Source organism: Achromobacter aegrifaciens (assembly GCF_902859735.1).
GTDB lineage: Bacteria > Pseudomonadota > Gammaproteobacteria > Burkholderiales > Burkholderiaceae_B > Achromobacter > Achromobacter aegrifaciens.
The window spans coordinates 91,399-110,669 of record NZ_CADIJY010000012.1; the positions used below are offsets into that span (position 1 = coordinate 91,399).

Below are 19,271 nucleotides of genomic sequence, written 5' to 3' on the forward strand. Positions count from 1 at the left end.
TTGATTGTTCCGGGATCAGGCGGCAGGCGTCAGGATATCAGCCTGGCCGACGGGACGCGCAACCTGGATCAGGCTGTCGCCGGATTCGCAGTCGGTATGCAGCCGCCGCGAAATGACGATACCCGATACCCGGAAACGCAGGACTTCCTCTTCCGCGTCCAGCTGGTTGAGGTCATGGTAGTAGCCCGCGACGTCGCCCGCGCGCACGCTGGCGCCGATGTCCACCGCCGGCTCGAACCAGCCGCGCCGGGTGGCGAAGATGTTCTGTTCGTGGCTGTCCAGCTCCAGCAATTGCATGGCGGGCGCGCCGGGCTGGTGCGGGCCGAGCACGGGCGCATCGGTCACGCCCAGCTTTTGCAGCAGGTTGTCGATGGCGCGCTGGGTCGCGGCCAGCGTGGCCGGCGTCAGCGTGCCGCCGCCGCCGAACTCGCCGCTGATGCCGATCGCGCCAGCGCGCGCGGCCGCCGCCATGGAGGTGGGCGCATCGCGGCCATTGGCGGCGACGAAGGCGTGGCCCATGCCCAGCGAACCCATCAGGTCCAGCGCGCGCGCCATGCGCTCGGGCGAGTCCTGGCGTTCGATCAAGGCGGTGGGCAGGTGCGCCATCGAGGTGCCGCCGGAATGGATGTCGAACACCACGTCGTGGCGCGGGAACAGTTCGTGTTCGAGGAAGTGCGCCAGGCGTTCGGTCGGGGTGCCGCCGGGTTCGCCGGGAAAGGCGCGATTGAGGTTACCGTTGTCCAGCGGAGAGCGCCGCCGCGCCGCCATCACGGCTGGCAGGTTGGCCAGCGGCAGGATGGTGACTTCGCCGCGCATGCGGGAGGGATCCAGGCGGCGGATCAGCCGGCCCAGGGCGACTTCGCCTTCGTACTCGTCGCCATGGTTGCCCGCCATGAGCAGCACGCGCGGGCCGCTGCCGTTGCGGATGCGGCAGATGGGCGTCTTGATCTGGTAGTAGGGCGAACGGTCTACCGAGTAGGGGGTGCCCAGGAAACTGAGCGCCTTGCCGTCGGCATCGAAATCTATGTCGTGAAACAGGCCGGTATGCATGGGGAGATACAACAGCGCCGCGCGAGGCGGCGCGAAGAGGGATCGGAAGGCTGCAGCAAAGCGCGCTTAGCGCAGCGCGGCGACCGCGGTCATTTCGACCCGCAGGTCGGGGTCGGCCAGGCGGGCTTCGACGCAGGCGCGGGCCGGCGGATTGGCGGGGTCGACCCAGGCGTCGTAGACGCGGTTCATGGCGTCGAAGTCGCCGATGGCGGGCAGGAACACGTCCACGGCCAGCAGGCGCGATTTGTCGCTGCCGGCTTCGGCCAGCAGCGCTTCGATCTTGGCCAGCACTTCGCGGGTCTGCGATTCGAGCGAGCCCTGGCGATTGTCGGCCACCTGGCCGGCGATGAACACGAAGCCGTTGTACGAGACGGCCTGGCTCATGCGCGAGCCGGATTTGTAGCGTTTGATCATGCGAGTCCTTTGTTGGGGCCGATTACATCTGCGGCAGGGTCTGGGCTTCCTTGAACCATTTTTGCTGCAGGGCCGGCAGCTTGCCGTTCAGGCGGTTGGTGAAGAGGAAGGTATTGATCCAGTTCAGCAGGTTCTGCTGGCCCTGCTGCACGGCGGCATGCGCGGGCGATTGGCGGATCAGGAACTTGAGTTCGGGCGCCTTCGCGGCGTTGTCCTCGGCCACCTTGAGCGCGATGGCGCTGTTCTCGGCGAACGATTCCGACTGCCCGGCCAGGTAGGCGGCCACGGCCGAAGGCGTGTCCTCGAAGCGCACCAGCTTGGCGCCCGGCGCGTTGTCGGTGAGCCAGATGTCCAGCGTGGAGCCCTTGGCGACCGCGATGCTGTGGCCCTTCAATTCGTCCACCGTTTTGGCCTGCGGCATGCTGGCGCCGCCGTAGACGCCCAGGTTCACCGCGGCATAGGGCTGCGAGAACATGACCTGCTGGGCGCGTTCCGGCGTGGCGCCGGCGGCCGCGATCAGCACGTCGACCTTGCCGGCCAGCAGGCTGGGAATGCGGCTGGCGCCGGTGACCTGCACCAGCTCCAGCTTCACGCCCATGTCGGCGGCCATGAGTTTGGCCAGGTCGATGTCCAGGCCCGCGGCCTCGCCCTTGGCGTCCTTGAAGCCCCAGGGCGCGGCGTCCATCAGCACGCCCACGCGCAGCTTGCCCGCGCCCAGCACGTCCTGCAGTTTGTCGGCGGCCGAGGCGGGCGCGGCCAGGGAGAGACAGACGGCCGCGGCGGCGGCCAGCTTGGCGAACAGTTTCATGCAATGACTCCAGGAGCGGATGGTTCAGTGGGTGGACGGCGCGGCCGTGCCGATGAATTGGCGCAGCTCGGGGGTTTGGGGATTGGCGAAGAGTTCGGCGGGCGGGCCTTGTTCCCAGACGCGGCCCTGGTGCATGAACACGACCTTGGACGCAACGTTGCGGGCGAAGGCCATTTCATGCGTCACCAGCACCATGGTCATGCCCTGGCGCGCCATGTCTTCCATGACCTTCAGCACTTCGCCCACCAGTTCCGGGTCCAGCGCCGAGGTGACCTCGTCGAACAGCATCAGTTGCGGCGCCATGGCCAGGCAGCGCGCGATCGCCACGCGCTGCTGCTGGCCGCCCGACAGCAGGGCCGGATAGGCGTCGATCTTTTCGGCCAGGCCGACGCGGCGCAGCACGTCCAGCGCCAGCGCGCGGCCCTGCGACTTGGCGATCTTGCCGTTGAGCGTGGGCGCCAGCGTGATGTTGCGCTCCACGTTCAGGTGCGGAAACAGGTTGAACTGCTGGAACACGATGCCCACGCGCTGGCGGAACTGGCGCAGGCCGGGCATGCTGGCGTGGATACGTTCGCCGCCGATGCGGATGTCGCCGTCGTCCACCGTCTCCAGCGCGTTCAGGCAGCGTAGCAGGGTGGACTTGCCCGAGCCGGAGCGGCCGATGATGGTGACGATCTCGCCTTCATTGACTTCAAGGGAGACGCCGTTGAGCACCGCGTTGGCGCCGAAACGTTTGTGGATGTTGGAGACTTCAACGAGCGCCATGGAAGCGGCCCTCCAGGTTACGGGCCCACATCGTCAGGGGCAGGCACGCCGCGAAGTACAGCAACGCGACGCAGGAATAGACCAGCAGGGGCTGGAAGGTGGCGGCGCTGGCGATCTGTCCGGCGCGCGCCAGTTCGACAAAGCCCACCACCGAAGCCAGCGAGGTGCCCTTGACGAGCTGCACCAGGAAGCCCACGGTGGGCGGCAGCGACAGGCGGAACGCCTGCGGCGCGATCACATGGCGAAACTGGTGCCACTTGGACAGACCCAGGCAGGCGGCCGCTTCCCATTGCTCGTGCTTCACGGCCTGGATGCCGCCGTACCAGATCTGGCCCAGGAAGGCCGCCGTGTAGATGATGAAGGCGACGCTGACGGCGGTCAGCGCGGGCACTTCGATGCCCAGGAACACCGGCATGCCGAAGTAGAAGAACATCAGCAGGCCCAGGAGCGGCACGCCCTGGACCAGTTGCTGCATGGCCGCGGCCAGCCAGCGCAGCGGCGCCGAACGGTGGCCGCGCAGCAGCGCCAGCCCCAGGCCCAGCGGCGCGCCGATGGCCAGCGCAATCAGCACCAGGGCCACGGTCCATTGCAGCGCGCTGAGCAGGGAGGCGAAATCACTCAGGGTAAATGTACGCATGCTCGCGACTCCTAGCGGCGCACGGGCCAGGTGAAGGCCAGGCTGCCGGCCAGGGCCAGCAGCGCCTTGGTGATCAGCACCAGCGTGAAATAGATGCCGCAGATCACCGCATAGACTTCAAAGCTGCGGTAGGTGCGGCTTTCGATGAAGCTGCCGGCATGGAACAGATCCTCGGCCGATACCTGCGAGGCCAGCGAGGTGCCCAGCAGCAGGATGACCAGCTGCGTGCCCAGCGCGGGGTAGACGTTGCGCAGGGCGGGCGCCAGCACGATGTGGCGGTACACCTGCCAGGTGCTCAGGCCCAGGCAATGGCCGGCCTCGATCTGGCTGCGCGGAATGGAATCCAGGCCGGCGCGCAGGATCTCGATGGCGTAGGCCCCGAAATACAGGCTGAGCGCCAGCGCCGCGGCTACGAAGGGGGGCATGCGCAGGCCCAGACCCGGCAGGATGAAGAACACGACGAACAGCTGGATCAGCGACGGCGTGTTGCGGAACACCTCGACATAGGCGCGCAACGCCAGCTTGACCGGCTTGGGGCCATGGCGCGTCAGCAGGGCGCCGGCCAGGCCGATGGCCAGCCCGGCGATCACGGCGATGACGGTCAGCTCCAGCGTGACCTGGATGCCGTCCCAGAGCTGTTCGCGGTAGCGCCAGATCTGTTGGAAGTTCAGCTGTTGCATGGCTTATCCGAAGAACGTGCGGTAGGCCGACTGCACGCGGCCGTCGGCGTCCAGGCCGAAGAAAACGCGCCAGCGGTCCAGACAGGTGCAGGGATGCGAAATGCCGAACTCGATCACGTCGCCCGGCGCCAGTTCGCTGTCCGGCGCGATGGCCAGGAAGGCGTGCTGGTCGTTGAGCCGCGTGACGCGGGCTTGCGTGTCCCAGCCGGGCAGGGCCGCGCCGCCGCGGAAGGCGGCCAGCGGCGCGGGCAGGTCCTGGTCGTAGGACACGTCGCGCATGCCGAAGCCGCAGATCGCCAGGCCCGGTTCCGGTCGCGACAGGACTTCGCCCCACAGGCGCAGGGCTGGCCGGAAATCGGTGGCGGCATTGCGCGCCTGGCCGTCGACCAGGAAGCCCGCGCGGGCGTCCATGGCCTGCAGCGCGCGCTGATAGGTGCCATGGTCATGGAAGAAGATGGCGCCGCTGCGCAGCACCAGCTGGGCATTGCCGTCCTCGGACAGCCAGCCCTTGGCCGCCTGAGTGACATGGTCGAAGAAGGCCGAGCCGCCCGCGGTGAACACCAGAGGCGCGTGCGGCGCCAGCGCGCGCACTTCCTTGAACGCGCGGGCGGCGCGCTCCATCAGCGCAGCGATATTGCTGGCGGTGAGCGCCGCGTCCGAGCTGGCGACGGCGCCTTCGTAGGTGGCCACGCCCGCCAGCGCGAGCTTGTCGCTCTGCTCACGGATCGCGGCCAGGATGGCTGCGACCGCGGCATCGTCGCGCGCGCCCGCGCGACCGCCGCCGACTTCCACCAGCACCTCCACGGGCCGGCCGGCTTCAGCAGCCGCGGCGGCCAGCGAACGCACGGTGTCGGCGGAGTCCGCGAATGCCAGCAGGCGCGCATGGGGGTAGCCGGCAAGCAGCTTGCCCAGGCGGGCGCCGCTGGCCGCGCCGCCGATCTCATTGCCCAGCATCAGGCGGGTTACGCCTGCGCGCAGCAGCACGGCGGCCTGCTGCAGGTTGGCGACGGTGGCGCCCCAGGCGCCGGCATCGAGCAGGCGCTGCACGATCTGCGGCGACATCGGCGTCTTGGCATGCGGCGCCAGCGCCGCGCCGTGGCTGCGGGCGTACTGGAAGATTTGCTCGACGTTATGGGCGAAGGCGGCCTCATCCAGCGTCAGGACGGGCAGGGCCATGTTGCCGCTCCTGGGCTGCCAGCCCCGGGCCGCCACGCCGCGCAGCGGGACGGCGGGCTCGCCCGGAGGAATGCCCCGGTAGGTATCGTCCAGTGGAGTATCGAGCAGGGTTTCCAGGAAGGGATTCATGTGGCCGCCGAAGAAAGATCAGGATTATGACAACGTTGTCATTTGATGGCGGCAGTCTAATGGTAACGTTGTCAAATTAGGATTAGGGCAATCCCCTAGGGATGCCCGACCGGCGGCTCAGGCCGGCGCCGACGCGGTTTCGTCCTTCCAGCGCTGCTTGTCGCGCAAGGGCGGCGAACCGAACAGGCGGCTGTATTCGCGGCTGAACTGCGACGAGCTTTCGTAGCCCACGGAATGCGCCGCCAGCGCTACGCCCGCGTCATCGGTCAGCATCAGGCGCCGCGCTTCCTGCAGGCGCAGGTGCTTCTGGTATTGCAGCGGGCTCATGGCGGTGGCCTGCTTGAAATGATGGTGCAGCGAAGACACGCTCATGTGCACGTCGCGTGCGATTTCTTCCACGCGCAGGGGCTGGGCATAGTTGTCGCGCAGGATGCGGATGGCCTTGGCCACGCGGTTGAGCTGGCTGTCCTGCAGCACCGATTGGCGCAGCACCGCGCCCTGGCCGTTCATCAGCAGGCGGTACAGCAGCTCGCGCTTGACCAGGGGCGCCAGGATGGGAATGTCGCGCGGCGTGTCCAGCAGGCGCAACAGGCGCAGCACCGCGTCCAGCAGCGCGCCGCCCAGCGGATTGACGCAAAGCGCGCGCGCGGCCTCGGCTGGCGGCTGCGGCGGCAGGCTTTCGTCGCTGATCAGCGAGGTGATCTCCTCCACGTTCAGCTCCAGCCGCAAGCCCAGATAGGGCAGCGTCGGGCTGGCGACGGACACCTTGGCCACGACCGGCAGATCCACCGAGGAAATCAGGTAATGGAAGGGGTCGTACTCGTAGGCATCGTCGCCGATGAGCAAGCGCTTGGAACCCTGGGCGATGACGCCCAGCGCGGCCTTCTGCAGTCCGGGCTTGGCGCCGGTGGGCTGCGAAATGCGGTGCAGGAACAGGCCCTCGATGGGCGTGTCCAGCGAACCCTCCAGGTCGCCGGTCATGCGTTCCAGCGTGCAGAGCAGTTCGCGCCGCGCCGGCTCATAGGCGACGTCCAGGGGCGGGACGGCGACTCTGGCGGCAAGTGCGGATGTGATGGTCATGGGGGCTCCCGTGGCGCGCCGTGCCGGATGGGCGTTGGCGGCAGAAAGTCGGAGGATTGGGTGGCTTTCAGTTTATGCCTAAGCTTGCCTGCATCCAGGCTGCGGCGCTTTTCATGGAGAAATGGGCAGAAAATTCGGAGGAATGAGCGGCCAGGCGCCGCAGACTGGCCAGCGCTGCAGGATTGGGCAAAAAAAGGGCAGGATCAAGCAGCGTCCGCGCCGGCCCCTGGACGCATACTTTCCTTCATCCCGGCAGGCGGGCCGCGGCCATTCCATCCCGGAGCGCCGGCCCCCCCAGCCCTTGAAGGAGCGCAACCATGCGGTACAAGAAATTCGGAAGCACTGGCCTGTTCGTGTCGGAACTCTGCCTGGGCACCATGACCTTCGGCGGCGGCGGCGAGTTTTGGAGCAACATCGGCAGCCTGCAGCAGGAAGAGGCCAATCGGCTGGTGGGCCGTGCCTTGGATGCCGGCGTCAATTTCATCGACACGGCCGACGTGTATTCCGAGGGCCGCTCGGAGGTCATCACCGGGCAGGCGCTGCGCGACCTGAAGGTGGCCCGCGAGGACGTCGTGATCGCGACCAAGGTGTTCGGACCGACGGGCGCCGGCGTCAATGCGCGCGGCAACTCGCGTTCGCACATCATCGACGGCGTCAAGAAAAGCCTGTCGCGCCTGCAGCTGGACCATATCGACCTCTACCAGATCCACGGCTTCGATCCCGCCACGCCGGTGGAAGAAACGGTCAGGGCGCTGGACAATCTGGTGCAGCATGGCCACGTGCGCTACGTTGGCGTGTCCAACTGGGCCGCCTGGCAGATCATGAAGGCGCTGGGCATTGCCGAACGCCTGGGGCTGGCGCGCTTCGAGTCGCTGCAGGCCTACTACACGATCGCGGGCCGCGACCTGGAGCGCGAGATCCTGCCCATGCTGCAAAGCGAAGGCGTGGGGCTGATGGTGTGGAGCCCGCTGGCAGGCGGCCTGCTGAGCGGCAAGTACAGCCGCGACGGGCAGGCCGAAGCCGGCAGCCGCCGCGCCGCCTTCGACTTCCCGCCGGTGGACCAGGAACGCGCCTACGACAGCATCGACGTCCTGCGGCGCGTCGCCGGCGCGCGCGGCGTATCGGCGGCGCAGGTGGCCCTGGCCTGGCTGCTGCACCAGCAGGCCGTGACCAGCGTCATCATCGGCGCCAAGCGCGTCGACCAGCTGGACGACAACCTGGCGGCCACGGCGATACGCCTGACGGCGGACGAACTGGCCGAGCTGGACCAGGTCAGCGCCTTGCCGCCGGAGTATCCGGGCTGGATGCATGTGCGCCAGGGCGAATACCGGCGCAAGCAGCTGAGCGAATCCGGCGGGGCGTAAAACGCCGGGGACAGGCGGGGCCGCCAGCGGTGGGACCGCCTCCGGCGAGGCCGCCGCCGGCATGGTTGCCGGCGGGCGTGCCAGGCCTCGCGCCGTGCCGCGGCGACTAGAATGTCATGCACATTGCTGTGTATGGATTCTTGTCTTCAAGGGACACGCGTGGCCATTCCGTATCTACGCCGCCTGACGGCCGTCAGCCGCAGCCCCCAGGCCAACAGGCACCTGGCTTACATCCTGACCTTCACCGCCGGCGCGGTCAACGCCGGCGGCTTCCTGGCCGTGCAGCAATACACCTCGCACATGTCCGGCATCGTCTCCATGATGGCCGATCACCTGGCGCTGGGCGGGGTGATCGTGGTGCTGCAGGGGCTGGCGGCGCTGCTGTCCTTTCTGGCCGGCGCCGCCAGCTCGGCCTTCCTGATCAACTTCGGGCGCCGCTCGCACCTGACCAGCGAATACGCGATGCCGCTGCTGTACGAAGCCGTGCTGTTGCTGGGCTTCGGCTTGCTGGGCGCCAACCTGGAAACGCTGCGCTGGTTCTACGTGCCGGGCACGGTCATGCTGCTTTGCTACATCATGGGTCTGCAGAACGCCATGATCACCAAGCTGTCGCGCTCCGAGATCCGCACCACGCATGTGACGGGCATGGTGACCGATATCGGCATAGAACTGGGCAAGCTGTTTTACTGGAACGTGGCCCAGGGCGATCCGGCCTCCATGCAGCCGGTGCGCGCGGACCGCAGCAAGCTTGTCGTGCTCACCGTGCTGGTGTCGCTGTTCTTCGTCGGCGGCGTGACGGGGGCATATTCCTTCTTCAACTTCGGGTTCGGCTCGACGGTGCCGCTGGCGCTGGTGCTCATGGTGCTGGCCGCCGTACCCATTGTGGACGACATCCGCAGTCTGCTGCCGCGCATGTAGGGCCTGTGCGCCCGCCGCCGAACTACAATGCCCTGCACCGATACACAGGAGGCAGACCGGGCATGGACGCGGAATTCTGGCTGGAGCGTTGGCGCGAAGGGCGCACGCATTTTCATCAATCGCGGGTCACGCCGCTATTGCAGAAGTATTGGCCGACGCTGGGCGTGCCCAAGGACGGCCGGGTGCTGGTGCCGCTTTGCGGCAAGTCGCTGGACATGGTGTGGATCGCGGCGCAGGGGCATTCCGTGCTGGGCGTCGAGCTGTCCGAGCTCGCGGTCGAGCAGTTCTTCGAAGAAAACGAACTCAAGCCGCTCACGCACGTGTCCGTCTATGGCAAGCACTACGTGGCGGGCAGCATCGAAATCATCTGCGGCGACATCTTCAAACTGGATGCGCAACTGCTGTCGCATTGCGTGGGCGCCTATGACCGCGCCGCGCTGGTGGCGTTGCCGGACACCATGCGCGCAGACTACGTGCGCCACGTCTACGGCAATCTGTCGCCCGCCTATCAGGGACTGCTGATCACGCTGGACTACCCGCAGGAAGAAATGGCGGGGCCGCCGTTCTCTGTCGTGGACAGCGAAGTGCAGAACATCTTTGCGGGCGTGTCGCCCGCCAGGATCATCGACCGCCGCGACATCCTGGAAAAGGAACCGAAGTTCCTGGCGGCCGGCGTCAGCCGGCTGGACACCGTGGTCTATCACCTGGGCGCGCAGGAATGAAGACGGCGCCCGCCCGAGCACAGGCGGGCGCCATGCTCTCAGGTCATCAGCCAGCCGCCGGCCACGTCCAGCACCTGGCCGGTGACGAAGCGGGCTTGATCCGACGCGAAGAACAGGCAGGCATCCGCTACTTCTTCCGGCGTACCCAGGCGGCGCAGCGCGGTTACCTGCGCAACCGCGTCATTGATTTCCTTGGGCACGGTTTTCAGCAAGGGCGTGCTGATGCGTCCAGGCGCCAGGGCGTTGACGGTGACCTGGTGCTCGCCCAGTTCGGCGGCCCAATGGCGCGTCAGACCGATCAGTCCGGCCTTGGTGGCCGCGTAATGCGCCGCCACGATGTCGCAATAGGCGCGGCCGGCCACGGAAGACATGTTGATCACGCGGCCCTGGCGCTCGCGCACCATGTGCGGCGTGGCCAGGTGCGTCATGTAGAACACGCTGTTCAGGTTGACGGCGACCACGTTCTCCCATTCCCTGGGCGGCATCTCCCAGACCTTCAGCGCGCGTCCATCGGTCTTCGGTGAAATGCCGACGTTGTTGACCAGGATGGTGGCCGGACCCAGCTCTGCGCTGATGCGTTCGTAGGCTGCCTGGCACTCCTCGAAGCGCGCGACGTCCGCGTGCACGAAGCAGGCTTCATGGCCGCGCTTGCGCAGTTCCTTTTCGTAAGCCTGCCCGCCCTGCGCATTGAAATCGATGAGACCCACGCGGCCGCCTTCCGCCAGGAAGCCTTCGACGATGGCCGAGCCTATGCCGCCGACCGCGCCCGTCACGATGGCCACCTGGTCCTTGAAGCGCCCGCTCATGCGGCCACCTTCAGCATGATCTTGCCGATGTGCTTGCTGCTTTCCATCAGCGCATGCGCCTGGGCCGCTTCCGCCAGCGGAAATACCTTGTGGATGCGCGGCAGGCATTGCCCCTGTTCCATCAGCGGCAACACTTTTTCCGCCAGCGCGCGGGTGATCGCGCCCTTGTCCTCGTCGGAGCGGGGGCGCAGGGTGGAGCCGGTGAATTGCAGGCGCTTGAGCATGATGGGCATGGCGTCGATCTCGGCCTTGCTGCCCTCCAGGAAAGCGATCTGCACCAGCCGGCCATTGAGCGCCAGCAGCCGCAGGTTCTTGTTGATGTAGGCGCCGCCCACCATGTCCAGTATCACGTCCACGCCCGCGCCGCCGCTGCCCTGGCGCACCGCCGCCTCGAAGTCGGCCTCGCGGTACAGCACGGCATGGTGCGCGCCGGCGGCCAGGCAGGCGTCGGCCTTCTCCTGGTTGCCTACCGTGGTCCAGACTTCGGCGCCGAAGGCGCGCGCCAGCTGGATCGCGGTCAGGCCGATGCCGCTGGAACCGCCGTGCACCAGGAAGCGTTCGCCGGCGGCCAGACGGGCGCGGTCGAACACATTGGTCCAGACGGTGTAGTAGTTCTCGGGGATGGCGGCGGCCGTCAACAGGTCCAGGCCGCGCGGCACGGGCAGGCAATGGCGTTCGTCCGCCAGGCAGTATTGGGCGTAGCCGCCGCCCGGCGTCAGCGCGCAGACCTGGTCGCCGACTTTCCAGAGGCTGGCGTCGGGCCCGGTGGCGATGACGGTGCCGGAAACCTCCAGCCCCAGGTGGGGCGAGGCGCCCGGAGGCGGCGGATAGGAGCCGGAGCGTTGCAGCACGTCGGGGCGGTTGACCCCGGCGTAGGCGACCTCGATCAGCACCTGCCGGCCGGCGGGGGCCTCCATGTCGCGTTCGGCCAGGCGCATGCAGTCGGGCGCGCCGCCCTGGCCGTGGTCGATGTATGTGCAGCGTAAAGACATAAGGAATCCTTGGTATCAATGGCCCAGGTAGGCCTTCTTCACATGCGGGTCGCTCAGCAGCTCCGCGCCAGTGCCGGTGCGCACGATGGCGCCGTTCTCCAGCACGTAGCCGCGATCCGCCAGCCGCAGCGTGCGGAACACGTTCTGCTCCACCAGCAGCACGGTCACGCCATGCGCGGTGACGCCGCGGATGATGTCGAACATCTGCTGCACCAGCAGCGGCGACAGGCCCAGCGAGGGCTCGTCGAACACCAGCAGCTTGGGATCGGCCATCATGCCGCGCGCGATCGCCACCATCTGCTGTTCGCCGCCGGAAAGCGAGCCGGCGTACTGGTTCAGGCGTTCCTGCACCCGCGGGAAGATACCCAGCACCTCGTCCAGCTTGCGTTGCACGATGGGGCGGGCGGCGCGCTTGTAAGAACCCATCAGCAGATTGTCGCGCACCGTGAAATGCGGGAACAGCTGGCGGCCTTCGGGAATCATGGTGATGCCCGCGTCGACGATGTCGTAGGGCTTGCGGTTGGTCAAGTCCTGGCCTTCGAATTCGACCTTGCCTTCCATGGCGGCGATGACGCCGCACAGCGTCTTCAAGGTGGTAGTCTTGCCGGCGCCATTGGCGCCGATCAGCGTGACGATCTCGCCCGCATGGACCTCGAAGTTCAGGCCGTTCAGGACCTGGCTCTTGCCGTAGCCCGAGGACAGATTCGAAACCTTAAGCATCCTGGTACTCCTTGCCCAAATAGGCCTCGATGACGGCGGGGTTCTCCACCACGTCCTTGGGCGCGCCGCTGACCAGCACCGCGCCTTCGTTCAGCACGATGATGCGGTCGGACAGCGCCATGGTGGCCTGCATCATGTGCTCGATCAGCAGCACCGATACGCCGGAATCTCGGATGCGGCGGATCATCTGGATCGACTTCTCGATGTCGGTCGGGTTCAGTCCCGCCATCACCTCGTCCAGCAGCAGGATGCGCGGCTTGATCGCCAGCGCGCGGGCGACCTCCAGGCGCTTCATGCCGCCCACGGTCAGGTTGCGCGCCTCGATGTCCAGGTACTTCACCAGGTCGGTCTGCTCGGCGACTTTCAGCGCGATCTGCTCGGCTTCGTCACGGTTCGACGTGCGGATGAAGGCGCCCAGCATGATGTTCTCCAGCACGGTCAGGCCGGTGAACGGCTTGGCGATCTGGAAGGTGCGGCCCAGGCCCTGGTGCGCGAATTCGTCGGGCGTCTTGCAGGTGACCCAGTTGCCTTGCGCGTCCAGCATGGTGATGCCGCCCTTGTCCGGCGACAGGAACCCCGACAGCAGGTTGAAAACCGTGGTCTTGCCCGCGCCGTTGGGGCCGATCATGCCCAGGATCTCGTTCTGGTTCAGCGTCAGCGACACGTCGTTGGTGGCGCGCAGGCCGCCGAAGCTTTTGAACAGCTTGTCGGCCTTGAGCACCGGCTGATCCGTGCGTTCGGCACTGTGCAGGCGCAGTTCATCGGCCAGCTTGAGCTTGGCGCGGGGCGTGCCCAGATAGGGCAGACGCGACAGCCAGCGTTCGATGGCCGGGCCGAAGGCGCCGGCCAGGCCGCGCGGAATGGTCAGCACCACCGCTACCAGGATCAGGCCGTAGATCAGCCCGTGCATGCCGTTGCCCACGCTGCTGAGCCAGCCGCGCGCCAGTTCGGCGATGGGCAGCACCAGGAAGGTGCCGGCGATGGGGCCGGCCACCGTACCCAGTCCGCCAATCAGCGCGAACATGGCCACCTGGATCGACAGCTCCAGCGAAAACGCCGAACTCGGGTCCACGAAGGTCAGGTAGGTGATGTGGAAGGTGCCGATGATGCTGGTCAGCATGGCGGACACGACCGCGGCGATGATCTTCATGCGCACGGTATGGATGCCGACTGCCAGCGCCGCGTCCTCGCGTTCGCGGATCGCGATCAGGTAATGGCCGATGCGCGACTTGCGGATGTACCAGGAGGCCCAGGTCACCAGCAGGAACAGGCCGAAGGCGATGATCACGTAATTGACCTTCTCGCGGAACACGATCCAGGTCCAGCCTATGTTCAGCGGCAGGCTGATGCCGCTGGAGCCGCCCGTCCAGCTTTCTTCGTGGATCACCAGGAGGCGCACCACTTCCAGGATCGCGATGGTGGCCAGCGCGAAGAACGGGCCGCGCAGCCGCAGCGTGGGGTAGCTGATGAGGATGGCGACCGCGCCCGAGATCGCCGCGCCCGCCAGCATGCCGAACCACGGCGAAATGCCGAAGTTCTGCGTCAGCAGCGTGGCGGTATAGCCGCCGATGCCGTAGAACACGGCGTGGCCCAGCGACAGCTGGCCGGCGTAGCCGCCGACGATGTTCCAGGCCACGGACAGCGCCGAGAACACGAACAGCAGGACGAACAGGTTGGTCCAGAAGGGCGTGCCCATGATCACAGGCACAAGGAACATCGCAATCAGCAGGATGAGGCTGACGTAGGTCTTGGGGTGTCGGATATCGGGAAACACATCTCGCTCCTTGTTGCTCTGATCACTCTGTGCCGACGCCGAACAGGCCGTTCGGACGCAGCACCAGGATCAAGAGGAAGATCCCGAAATAGACGACCTCTTTCAGGTCGGGGGCGATGTAGAAGCCAGCCAGCGTGTCCACGATGCCGATGATCATGGAGCCGGCCACCGCGCCGTACAGGCTGCCCAGGCCGCCCAGCACCACGATCACGAAGGCCGTCAGCACGAAGTACGTGCCCACGGTGGGAAACACCGGATACTGCGGCGCCAGCAGGCCGGCGGCGATGCCGACGAAGGCCGTACCCAGGCCGAAGGCGATGGCGTAGACGTTGTTGACGTTCACGCCCATCAGGGTGGCGGCATAGCGGTGCTGCGCCACGGCCCGCAGCGCGCGGCCCAGGTAGGTGCGGTGCATGAACAGGTGCAGCAGCACCGCCAGGGTCAGGCCGATCACGAAGGTGACGAGCTGCCCGGTCACCATCGAATAGGGGCCGATGTCGATGGCGTTCGTGCCCAGTTCCACCGGCGCGCGATAGACGTTGGCGCCGAATATGACCAGGGCGAGATTCAGCAGGATCGTGGACACGCCCACCGTGGCGAAGATCTGGATATGCTGGTCGGCGTTGAGCAGCGGCTGGATGATGCCTTTCTGCGTCAGCGCGCCCAGCGCGAACAGGATGACGGCGACGGGCACCAAGCCGGCATAGGGATGCACGCCGAATTGCGCCGCGATCAGATAGACCATGTACATGCCTATCATCAGGAACTCGCCGTGCGCGAAGTTCACGACGCGCACCACGCCGAAGATCAGCGTCAGCCCCAGGCTGATGATGGTGTACGCGCCGCCCAGCAACAGGCCGTTGATGACCAGTTGAATGAATAGTTCCATGTTGCAACCTCTTTGAGCGGGTAGCGGCCCCGGCCCGGCCGTGTTGTCGGCCGGACCGGGGCGCGCGGACCCCGGGATACGTCAGGCGCCCCCGAGCGCCTGAGCACTGGCGTGGCGCTTATTTCTTGAAGACCGGCTTGCCGAGTGCGAGGTTGCTGGGCGCGATGGTGACCAGCTTGCCGTCCTGCCACTGCATCACGTAGAACGTGGATGCATTGTTCTGGCCGTCTTCGCCGAAGTCGAAGGCCCAGCCGTTGGCGCTCTGGCCGGCCGGCTTCTTGTAGGCCAGGACGGCGGCGCGGATCTTGTCCTTATCCGTGGACTTGGCGTTGCCGATGGCTTCGAAGAAGGCCTTGGCGCCGACGTAGTTGGTCAGGCTGTGGCCGGATTGGGGGTCGCTCTTGTAGGTGGCCTTGTAGGCTTCGAGGAACTTGTCCAGGCCGGGCGCGCCTGCGGGATTGATGGAGGATTGCGGGAAGTCCAGGTCGAACACGCCGTTCATGTCGGCGCCCACGGCCTTGGCCGTGTCCGCCAGCGAATAACCGCCGCCCGCGCCGATCACGACCTTGGGCTTGAAGCCCGCGGCGCGCGCCTGGCTGAAGAACAGGATGGCGTCGTTCTGGTAGGCCGTCTGCAGCACCACGTCGACCTTGGCGCCCTTCAGGCGCAGGATCAGCGAGGACAGGTCGACGGTCTTGGCCGAGTACGGCAGCACTTCCGCGACCGTATAGCCCAGTTCCTGCGCGCGTTTTTTCTCGGTGGCGGCCACGTCGGTGCCGTAGGGGCCGTCCTCGTGGATGATGCCGATCTTGATGTCCTTGGGGTTCAGCCCCATGCCCGGCGCGATGGTGTCGTGCAGCGCGTTGACCACCGACACGCCGTACAGCGCGGTGTTGGGGTTGCTGCGGAACAGGTACTTGTAGCCGCGGGTGGTGATCTTGTGCGCGGTGGCGCCCAGTTCGAAATAGGGCACGCCGGCCAGCTCGGTCACGGGCGAGGCCGCGTAGGAAATGCCGGAAGCGTAGCTGCCGAACACGCCGACCACGTTGGAGGAAATCAGGCGCTTGGTTTCCGACACGGCTTGCGTCGGATCGACGGCATCGGCCTTGATGATTTCGATCTTCTCGCCGTTGACCCCGCCCGCGGCGTTGATTTCATTGACGGCCAGCTCCAGGCCGCGATAGCTCTCTTGTCCCAGGAGCGCGAGCGCGCCGCTGAACGGGAAGAGGGCGCCTACCTTCATGTCGGCCGCTGCGGTGCCGCTTGCCAGCGCGCCGCATACGCCCAGCGCCAAAGCAATTTTGTTGAACTTGAACACTGTCTACGCTCCTTTGTCGGTATGGGATGCGGACTTTCTTGTTTGGTCCGTTTTTTTGAATATATGATATATCGGCCGGGCGGGTAGCAAACCCCGCCTTGGATTCTAGTGGGGGCCGTAACCCGCCGAATCGGGGAATTCCCTAAAGCCGCATGAATAAAGACTTAGCGGGCTGACGTCGAGCAAATCCAGGTGCTTTTGCTACTTCGGGATGACACTTTTCGATGTACGGCCCGGTTGCAATAAACGTCATAAGCTGGCGGTTTTTTTCATATATCGTATATCATCAATCGGCTGTTTTTCATAAGAATCAGGAGACAGAGGCATGTTCGAGGAAGTGGATTTCGCCGGGAAAAAGGTGCTCATCACCGCCGGCGCGGACGGGCTGGGCCTGGAGATGGCGAAGGTGTTCCGCCATGCCGGCGCCTCCGTGTTCGTATGCGATGTGAACCAGGAGCGCCTGGCCGCGCTGCCGGCCGAATTGCCTGGCGTGCATGCGGCCCTGGCCGACGTCTCGGACGAAGACAGCGTCGCCGCGCTGTTCGATCAGGTCCGCGCCAAGCTGGGCGGCCTGGACATCTTGGTCAACAACGCCGGCGTGGCCGGTCCCACTGGCTACGTCGAAACCCTGTCCAAGGCGGACTGGGACCGCACGCTGGCCGTGAACATCACCGGACAGTTCCTGTGCGCGCGCCAGGCCATCGGCCTGCTCAAGGAGTCCAAGGCCGGCGTGATGATCAACCTGTCGTCCGCGGCCGGCCATCTGGGCTTTGCCGGGCGCTCGGTTTATTCCGCCTCGAAGTGGGCAGTGATTGGCTTCACCAAATCCCTGGCCATCGAACTGGGCCCCTATGGCATCCGCGTCAACGCCATCCTGCCGGGGGCGGTGGAAGGGCCGCGCATCCGCGCCGTGATCGCGGCGAAGGCGGATACGCTGGGCCGTCCGGTGGAGGAGATTGCCGCGCAGTACGAGAACCAGGCCGCGCTGGGCCGCATGGTCACGGCGCGCGATATCGCCAACATGGTGCTGTTCAACGCCAGCGAGGCCGCCCGCAGCGTCTCGGGGCAGGCCATCGTGGTGGACGGCTTCACACAGAAGCTTTACTGATGGACGCCGGGTCCAAGGCGCAGCGCGCCGCCATCATCGGAACCGGCCTGATCGGCCAGGGCTGGGCCATCGTGTTCGCCCGCATGGGCTGGGAAGTGCGCCTGTATGACGTCAACGCCGCAATGCTGGCCGAAGCCCGCGGTCTGATCCTGCAGCAGCTGCGCGAACTTGAAGCCCAGGGCTTGCTGCAGGACGCCGAGGCCATAGGCGGGCGCGTCCATGTGGCAAGCAACCTGGCCGATGCCTTGAAGGGCGCCAGCTACATCCAGGAGAACTCGCCCGAAAACGTCGAGATCAAGCGGGCGCTGTTTGCCGAACTGGACGCGGCGGCCGAACCCGACGCGATCATCGGCAGTTCCACGTCCAGCATCCCCGCCAGCGAATTCACCGGGCACCTGGCCGGGCGCCACCGCTGCCTGGTGGCGCACCCGGTGAATCCGCCGTACCTGATCCCGGTGGTGGAACTGTGCCCCGCACCCTGGACCAGCCCGCAGGCCGTCGATTCCGCCCGCGCCGTCATGGCCGGCATCGGCCAGAAGCCGGTGCTGGTGCGGCGCGAAATCGAAGGCTTCATCCTCAACCGCCTGCAGGGCGCGCTGCTGCACGAGGCGTTCCGCCTGGCCAGCGCGGGCATCGCCAGCGCCGAGGACATCGACGCCACGGTGAAGGACGGCCTGGGCCTGCGCTGGTCGTTCATGGGGCCGTTCGAAACCATAGACCTCAACGCGCCGGGCGGCATCGCCGACTATTGCGCGCGCTACGGCGGGCTGTACCAGTCCATCGGCGCGACCCAGGGCGAACCCGTCGCCTGGGACGGCGCGCTGGTCGAAGCGCTGTCGGAGGAACGCCGCGGCTTGCTGCCGCAGGAAGATCTTGCCAAGCGCCGCTTCTGGCGCGATGAAAAACTGATGCGCCTCATGCGCCATAAACAGGACAACGGAGACAACAATGGCTAAGCCCAAGCAGAAAGTCATCATCACTTGCGCCGTGACGGGCGCCATCCACACGCCCAGCATGTCGCCGCACCTGCCGGTAACCGCCGACGAGATCGCGGAGGCTGCCATCGGCGCGGCCAAGGCGGGCGCGGCGGTGCTGCACCTGCATGCGCGCGATCCGCAGACCGGCAAGCCGTCGCAGGATCCGGCGCTGTTCAAGCCCTTCCTGGAGCGGATCAAGCGGGAAACGGACGCCATCATCAACATCACCACCGGCGGCAGCCCGCATATGACGGTGGAAGAGCGCATGCGCCCGGCCACCACCTTCAAGCCGGAACTGGCGTCCCTGAACATGGGGTCCATGAACTTCGGCCTGTACCCCATGCTGGGCCGCTTCAAGGAGTTCAAGCATGACTGGGAGCGCGAGCATCTGGAGAACAGCCGCTCGCTGGTGTTTCGCAATACCTACCAGGACATCGAATCGATCCTCGCGCTGGGCAACGCCAACGGCACCCGCTTCGAGTTCGAGTGCTACGACATCAGCCACCTGTACAACCTGGCCCATTTCGTGGACCGCGGCCTGGTCAAGTCGCCGCCCTTCATCCAGTCGGTATTCGGCATCCTCGGCGGCATCGGCCCGCACCCCGAAGACCTGATGCACATGAAGCGCACGGCCGACCGCTTGTTCGGCAACGACTATGAGTGGTCGATCCTGGGCGCCGGCCGCGGCCAGATCCCGCTGGCCACCATAGGCGCGGCCATGGGCTCGAACGTGCGGGTGGGGCTGGAGGATTCGCTGTGGATCGGCCCGGGCGAGATGGCGCAATCCAATCAGGTGCAGGTGGAGCGCATCCGCACCATCCTGGAGGCGTTGAACCTGGAAATCGCCACGCCCGCAGAAGCGCGCGCCAAGCTGGACTTGAAGGGCAAGGACAACGTGGCGTTCTGATGCGGCCAGGGGCCGGCCGCTATCCGGCCCCTTGTCG

The 19,271-nt window shown here is 66.4% G+C and carries 20 protein-coding genes; 6 read left to right on the plus strand and 14 right to left on the minus strand.

Translation table 11 applies throughout. From position 1 onward, the window contains the following. Nucleotides 1-15 precede the first annotated feature (15 nt). The 8 genes from HV766_RS24550 to HV766_RS24585 all read right to left on the minus strand — a co-directional run bounded on the left by HV766_RS24550 (nt 16) and on the right by HV766_RS24585 (nt 6,739). Nucleotides 16-1,050: a M14 family metallopeptidase gene (locus HV766_RS24550; protein ID WP_054457834.1), complete on the minus strand. Its 1,035-nt coding sequence runs from the start codon at nt 1,048-1,050 to the stop codon at nt 16-18. Nucleotides 1,051-1,116: 66 nt separating this feature from the next. Beyond that, the gene (locus HV766_RS24555) at nt 1,117-1,464 is read right to left on the minus strand and encodes a RidA family protein (RefSeq protein WP_054457833.1); all 348 of its coding nucleotides are present in this window, start codon (nt 1,462-1,464) and stop codon (nt 1,117-1,119) included. 22 nt (nt 1,465-1,486) lie between these two features. Next, nucleotides 1,487-2,272, minus strand: a complete 786-nt coding sequence (locus HV766_RS24560; RefSeq protein WP_059379547.1) for a transporter substrate-binding domain-containing protein — start codon at nt 2,270-2,272, stop codon at nt 1,487-1,489. A gap of 24 nt (nt 2,273-2,296) precedes the next feature. After that, nucleotides 2,297-3,037 (minus strand): amino acid ABC transporter ATP-binding protein, encoded by a 741-nt coding sequence (locus HV766_RS24565; RefSeq protein WP_119450640.1) that lies wholly within the window; start codon nt 3,035-3,037, stop codon nt 2,297-2,299. Then, complete coding sequence (locus HV766_RS24570; RefSeq protein WP_054457830.1) at nt 3,024-3,674, minus strand: amino acid ABC transporter permease; 651 nt, start codon at nt 3,672-3,674, stop codon at nt 3,024-3,026. Before HV766_RS24570 ends, HV766_RS24565 begins: the two co-directional genes overlap by 14 nt. An 11-nt stretch (nt 3,675-3,685) precedes the next feature. After that, nucleotides 3,686-4,354: an amino acid ABC transporter permease gene (locus tag HV766_RS24575; RefSeq protein ID WP_175181996.1), complete on the minus strand. Its 669-nt coding sequence runs from the start codon at nt 4,352-4,354 to the stop codon at nt 3,686-3,688. A gap of 3 nt (nt 4,355-4,357) precedes the next feature. Next, nucleotides 4,358-5,659 (minus strand): alanine racemase, encoded by a 1,302-nt coding sequence (locus HV766_RS24580; protein ID WP_175181997.1) that lies wholly within the window; start codon nt 5,657-5,659, stop codon nt 4,358-4,360. A 117-nt stretch (nt 5,660-5,776) separates the two neighbouring features. Continuing rightward, a complete protein-coding gene (locus HV766_RS24585; RefSeq protein ID WP_054457828.1) occupies nt 5,777-6,739 on the minus strand; it encodes an AraC family transcriptional regulator in 963 nt (320 codons plus the stop codon). 317 nt (nt 6,740-7,056) lie between these two features. On the opposite strand from HV766_RS24585, the gene HV766_RS24590 reads away from it, so the two are divergent. The 3 genes from HV766_RS24590 to HV766_RS24600 all read left to right on the plus strand — a co-directional run bounded on the left by HV766_RS24590 (nt 7,057) and on the right by HV766_RS24600 (nt 9,743). Further along, entirely contained in the window at nt 7,057-8,103 is a 1,047-nt protein-coding gene (locus tag HV766_RS24590) for an aldo/keto reductase (RefSeq protein WP_175181998.1), read from the plus strand. Between the two features lie 159 nt (nt 8,104-8,262). After that, the gene (locus HV766_RS24595; protein WP_054457826.1) at nt 8,263-9,021 is read left to right on the plus strand and encodes a YoaK family protein; all 759 of its coding nucleotides are present in this window, start codon (nt 8,263-8,265) and stop codon (nt 9,019-9,021) included. A 62-nt stretch (nt 9,022-9,083) separates the two neighbouring features. Continuing rightward, entirely contained in the window at nt 9,084-9,743 is a 660-nt protein-coding gene (locus HV766_RS24600) for a thiopurine S-methyltransferase (protein ID WP_119450644.1), read from the plus strand. A 38-nt stretch (nt 9,744-9,781) separates the two neighbouring features. On the opposite strand, the gene HV766_RS24605 is transcribed toward HV766_RS24600, so the two are convergent. From HV766_RS24605 to HV766_RS24630, 6 genes are all read right to left on the minus strand, one after another. Then, nucleotides 9,782-10,549 carry an SDR family oxidoreductase gene (locus tag HV766_RS24605; protein WP_175161549.1) on the minus strand — a complete coding sequence of 256 codons (768 nt, stop codon included), beginning with the start codon at nt 10,547-10,549 and terminating at the stop codon, nt 9,782-9,784. Beyond that, complete coding sequence (locus tag HV766_RS24610) at nt 10,546-11,541, minus strand: NAD(P)H-quinone oxidoreductase (RefSeq protein ID WP_175181999.1); 996 nt, start codon at nt 11,539-11,541, stop codon at nt 10,546-10,548. The genes HV766_RS24605 and HV766_RS24610 overlap by 4 nt, the downstream gene beginning before the upstream one ends. A gap of 15 nt (nt 11,542-11,556) precedes the next feature. Beyond that, nucleotides 11,557-12,261, minus strand: a complete 705-nt coding sequence (locus HV766_RS24615; protein ID WP_054457822.1) for an ABC transporter ATP-binding protein — start codon at nt 12,259-12,261, stop codon at nt 11,557-11,559. After that, entirely contained in the window at nt 12,254-14,035 is a 1,782-nt protein-coding gene (locus HV766_RS24620) for a branched-chain amino acid ABC transporter ATP-binding protein/permease (protein WP_054457821.1), read from the minus strand. The genes HV766_RS24615 and HV766_RS24620 overlap by 8 nt, the downstream gene beginning before the upstream one ends. A 22-nt stretch (nt 14,036-14,057) precedes the next feature. Beyond that, the gene (locus HV766_RS24625) at nt 14,058-14,924 is read right to left on the minus strand and encodes a branched-chain amino acid ABC transporter permease (protein ID WP_054457820.1); all 867 of its coding nucleotides are present in this window, start codon (nt 14,922-14,924) and stop codon (nt 14,058-14,060) included. A 118-nt stretch (nt 14,925-15,042) separates the two neighbouring features. After that, nucleotides 15,043-16,242 carry an ABC transporter substrate-binding protein gene (locus tag HV766_RS24630; protein ID WP_054457819.1) on the minus strand — a complete coding sequence of 400 codons (1,200 nt, stop codon included), beginning with the start codon at nt 16,240-16,242 and terminating at the stop codon, nt 15,043-15,045. 325 nt (nt 16,243-16,567) lie between these two features. Here HV766_RS24630 and HV766_RS24635 point away from each other — a divergent pair, with 325 nt between their 5' ends. Genes HV766_RS24635 through kce form a run of 3 tightly spaced genes read left to right on the plus strand, consistent with a single transcriptional unit; the run spans nt 16,568 to nt 19,234 of the window. Next, nucleotides 16,568-17,350 carry an SDR family oxidoreductase gene (locus HV766_RS24635; protein ID WP_054457818.1) on the plus strand — a complete coding sequence of 261 codons (783 nt, stop codon included), beginning with the start codon at nt 16,568-16,570 and terminating at the stop codon, nt 17,348-17,350. After that, nucleotides 17,350-18,306 carry a 3-hydroxyacyl-CoA dehydrogenase gene (locus HV766_RS24640; RefSeq protein ID WP_054457817.1) on the plus strand — a complete coding sequence of 319 codons (957 nt, stop codon included), beginning with the start codon at nt 17,350-17,352 and terminating at the stop codon, nt 18,304-18,306. The genes HV766_RS24635 and HV766_RS24640 overlap by 1 nt, the downstream gene beginning before the upstream one ends. Next, entirely contained in the window at nt 18,299-19,234 is a 936-nt protein-coding gene (kce, locus tag HV766_RS24645) for a 3,5-dioxohexanoate:acetyl-CoA acetone transferase (protein WP_054457816.1), read from the plus strand. The genes HV766_RS24640 and kce overlap by 8 nt, the downstream gene beginning before the upstream one ends. Nucleotides 19,235-19,271: the final 37 nt, after the last annotated feature.

Bases quoted from the DNA above. Each gene is read 5' to 3' on its own strand.
- HV766_RS24550 (WP_054457834.1), bottom strand. From the start codon at position 1,050: ATGCATACCGGCCTGTTTCACGACATAGATTTCGATGCCGACGGCAAG.
- HV766_RS24555 (WP_054457833.1), bottom strand. From the start codon at position 1,464: ATGATCAAACGCTACAAATCCGGCTCGCGCATGAGCCAGGCCGTCTCG.
- HV766_RS24560 (WP_059379547.1), bottom strand. From the start codon at position 2,272: ATGAAACTGTTCGCCAAGCTGGCCGCCGCCGCGGCCGTCTGTCTCTCC.
- HV766_RS24565 (WP_119450640.1), bottom strand. From the start codon at position 3,037: ATGGCGCTCGTTGAAGTCTCCAACATCCACAAACGTTTCGGCGCCAAC.
- HV766_RS24570 (WP_054457830.1), bottom strand. From the start codon at position 3,674: ATGCGTACATTTACCCTGAGTGATTTCGCCTCCCTGCTCAGCGCGCTG.
- HV766_RS24575 (WP_175181996.1), bottom strand. From the start codon at position 4,354: ATGCAACAGCTGAACTTCCAACAGATCTGGCGCTACCGCGAACAGCTC.
- HV766_RS24580 (WP_175181997.1), bottom strand. From the start codon at position 5,659: ATGAATCCCTTCCTGGAAACCCTGCTCGATACTCCACTGGACGATACC.
- HV766_RS24585 (WP_054457828.1), bottom strand. From the start codon at position 6,739: ATGACCATCACATCCGCACTTGCCGCCAGAGTCGCCGTCCCGCCCCTG.
- HV766_RS24590 (WP_175181998.1), top strand. From the start codon at position 7,057: ATGCGGTACAAGAAATTCGGAAGCACTGGCCTGTTCGTGTCGGAACTC.
- HV766_RS24600 (WP_119450644.1), top strand. From the start codon at position 9,084: ATGGACGCGGAATTCTGGCTGGAGCGTTGGCGCGAAGGGCGCACGCAT.
- HV766_RS24605 (WP_175161549.1), bottom strand. From the start codon at position 10,549: ATGAGCGGGCGCTTCAAGGACCAGGTGGCCATCGTGACGGGCGCGGTC.
- HV766_RS24610 (WP_175181999.1), bottom strand. From the start codon at position 11,541: ATGTCTTTACGCTGCACATACATCGACCACGGCCAGGGCGGCGCGCCC.
- HV766_RS24615 (WP_054457822.1), bottom strand. From the start codon at position 12,261: ATGCTTAAGGTTTCGAATCTGTCCTCGGGCTACGGCAAGAGCCAGGTC.
- HV766_RS24625 (WP_054457820.1), bottom strand. From the start codon at position 14,924: ATGGAACTATTCATTCAACTGGTCATCAACGGCCTGTTGCTGGGCGGC.
- HV766_RS24635 (WP_054457818.1), top strand. From the start codon at position 16,568: ATGTTCGAGGAAGTGGATTTCGCCGGGAAAAAGGTGCTCATCACCGCC.
- HV766_RS24640 (WP_054457817.1), top strand. From the start codon at position 17,350: ATGGACGCCGGGTCCAAGGCGCAGCGCGCCGCCATCATCGGAACCGGC.
- kce (WP_054457816.1), top strand. From the start codon at position 18,299: ATGGCTAAGCCCAAGCAGAAAGTCATCATCACTTGCGCCGTGACGGGC.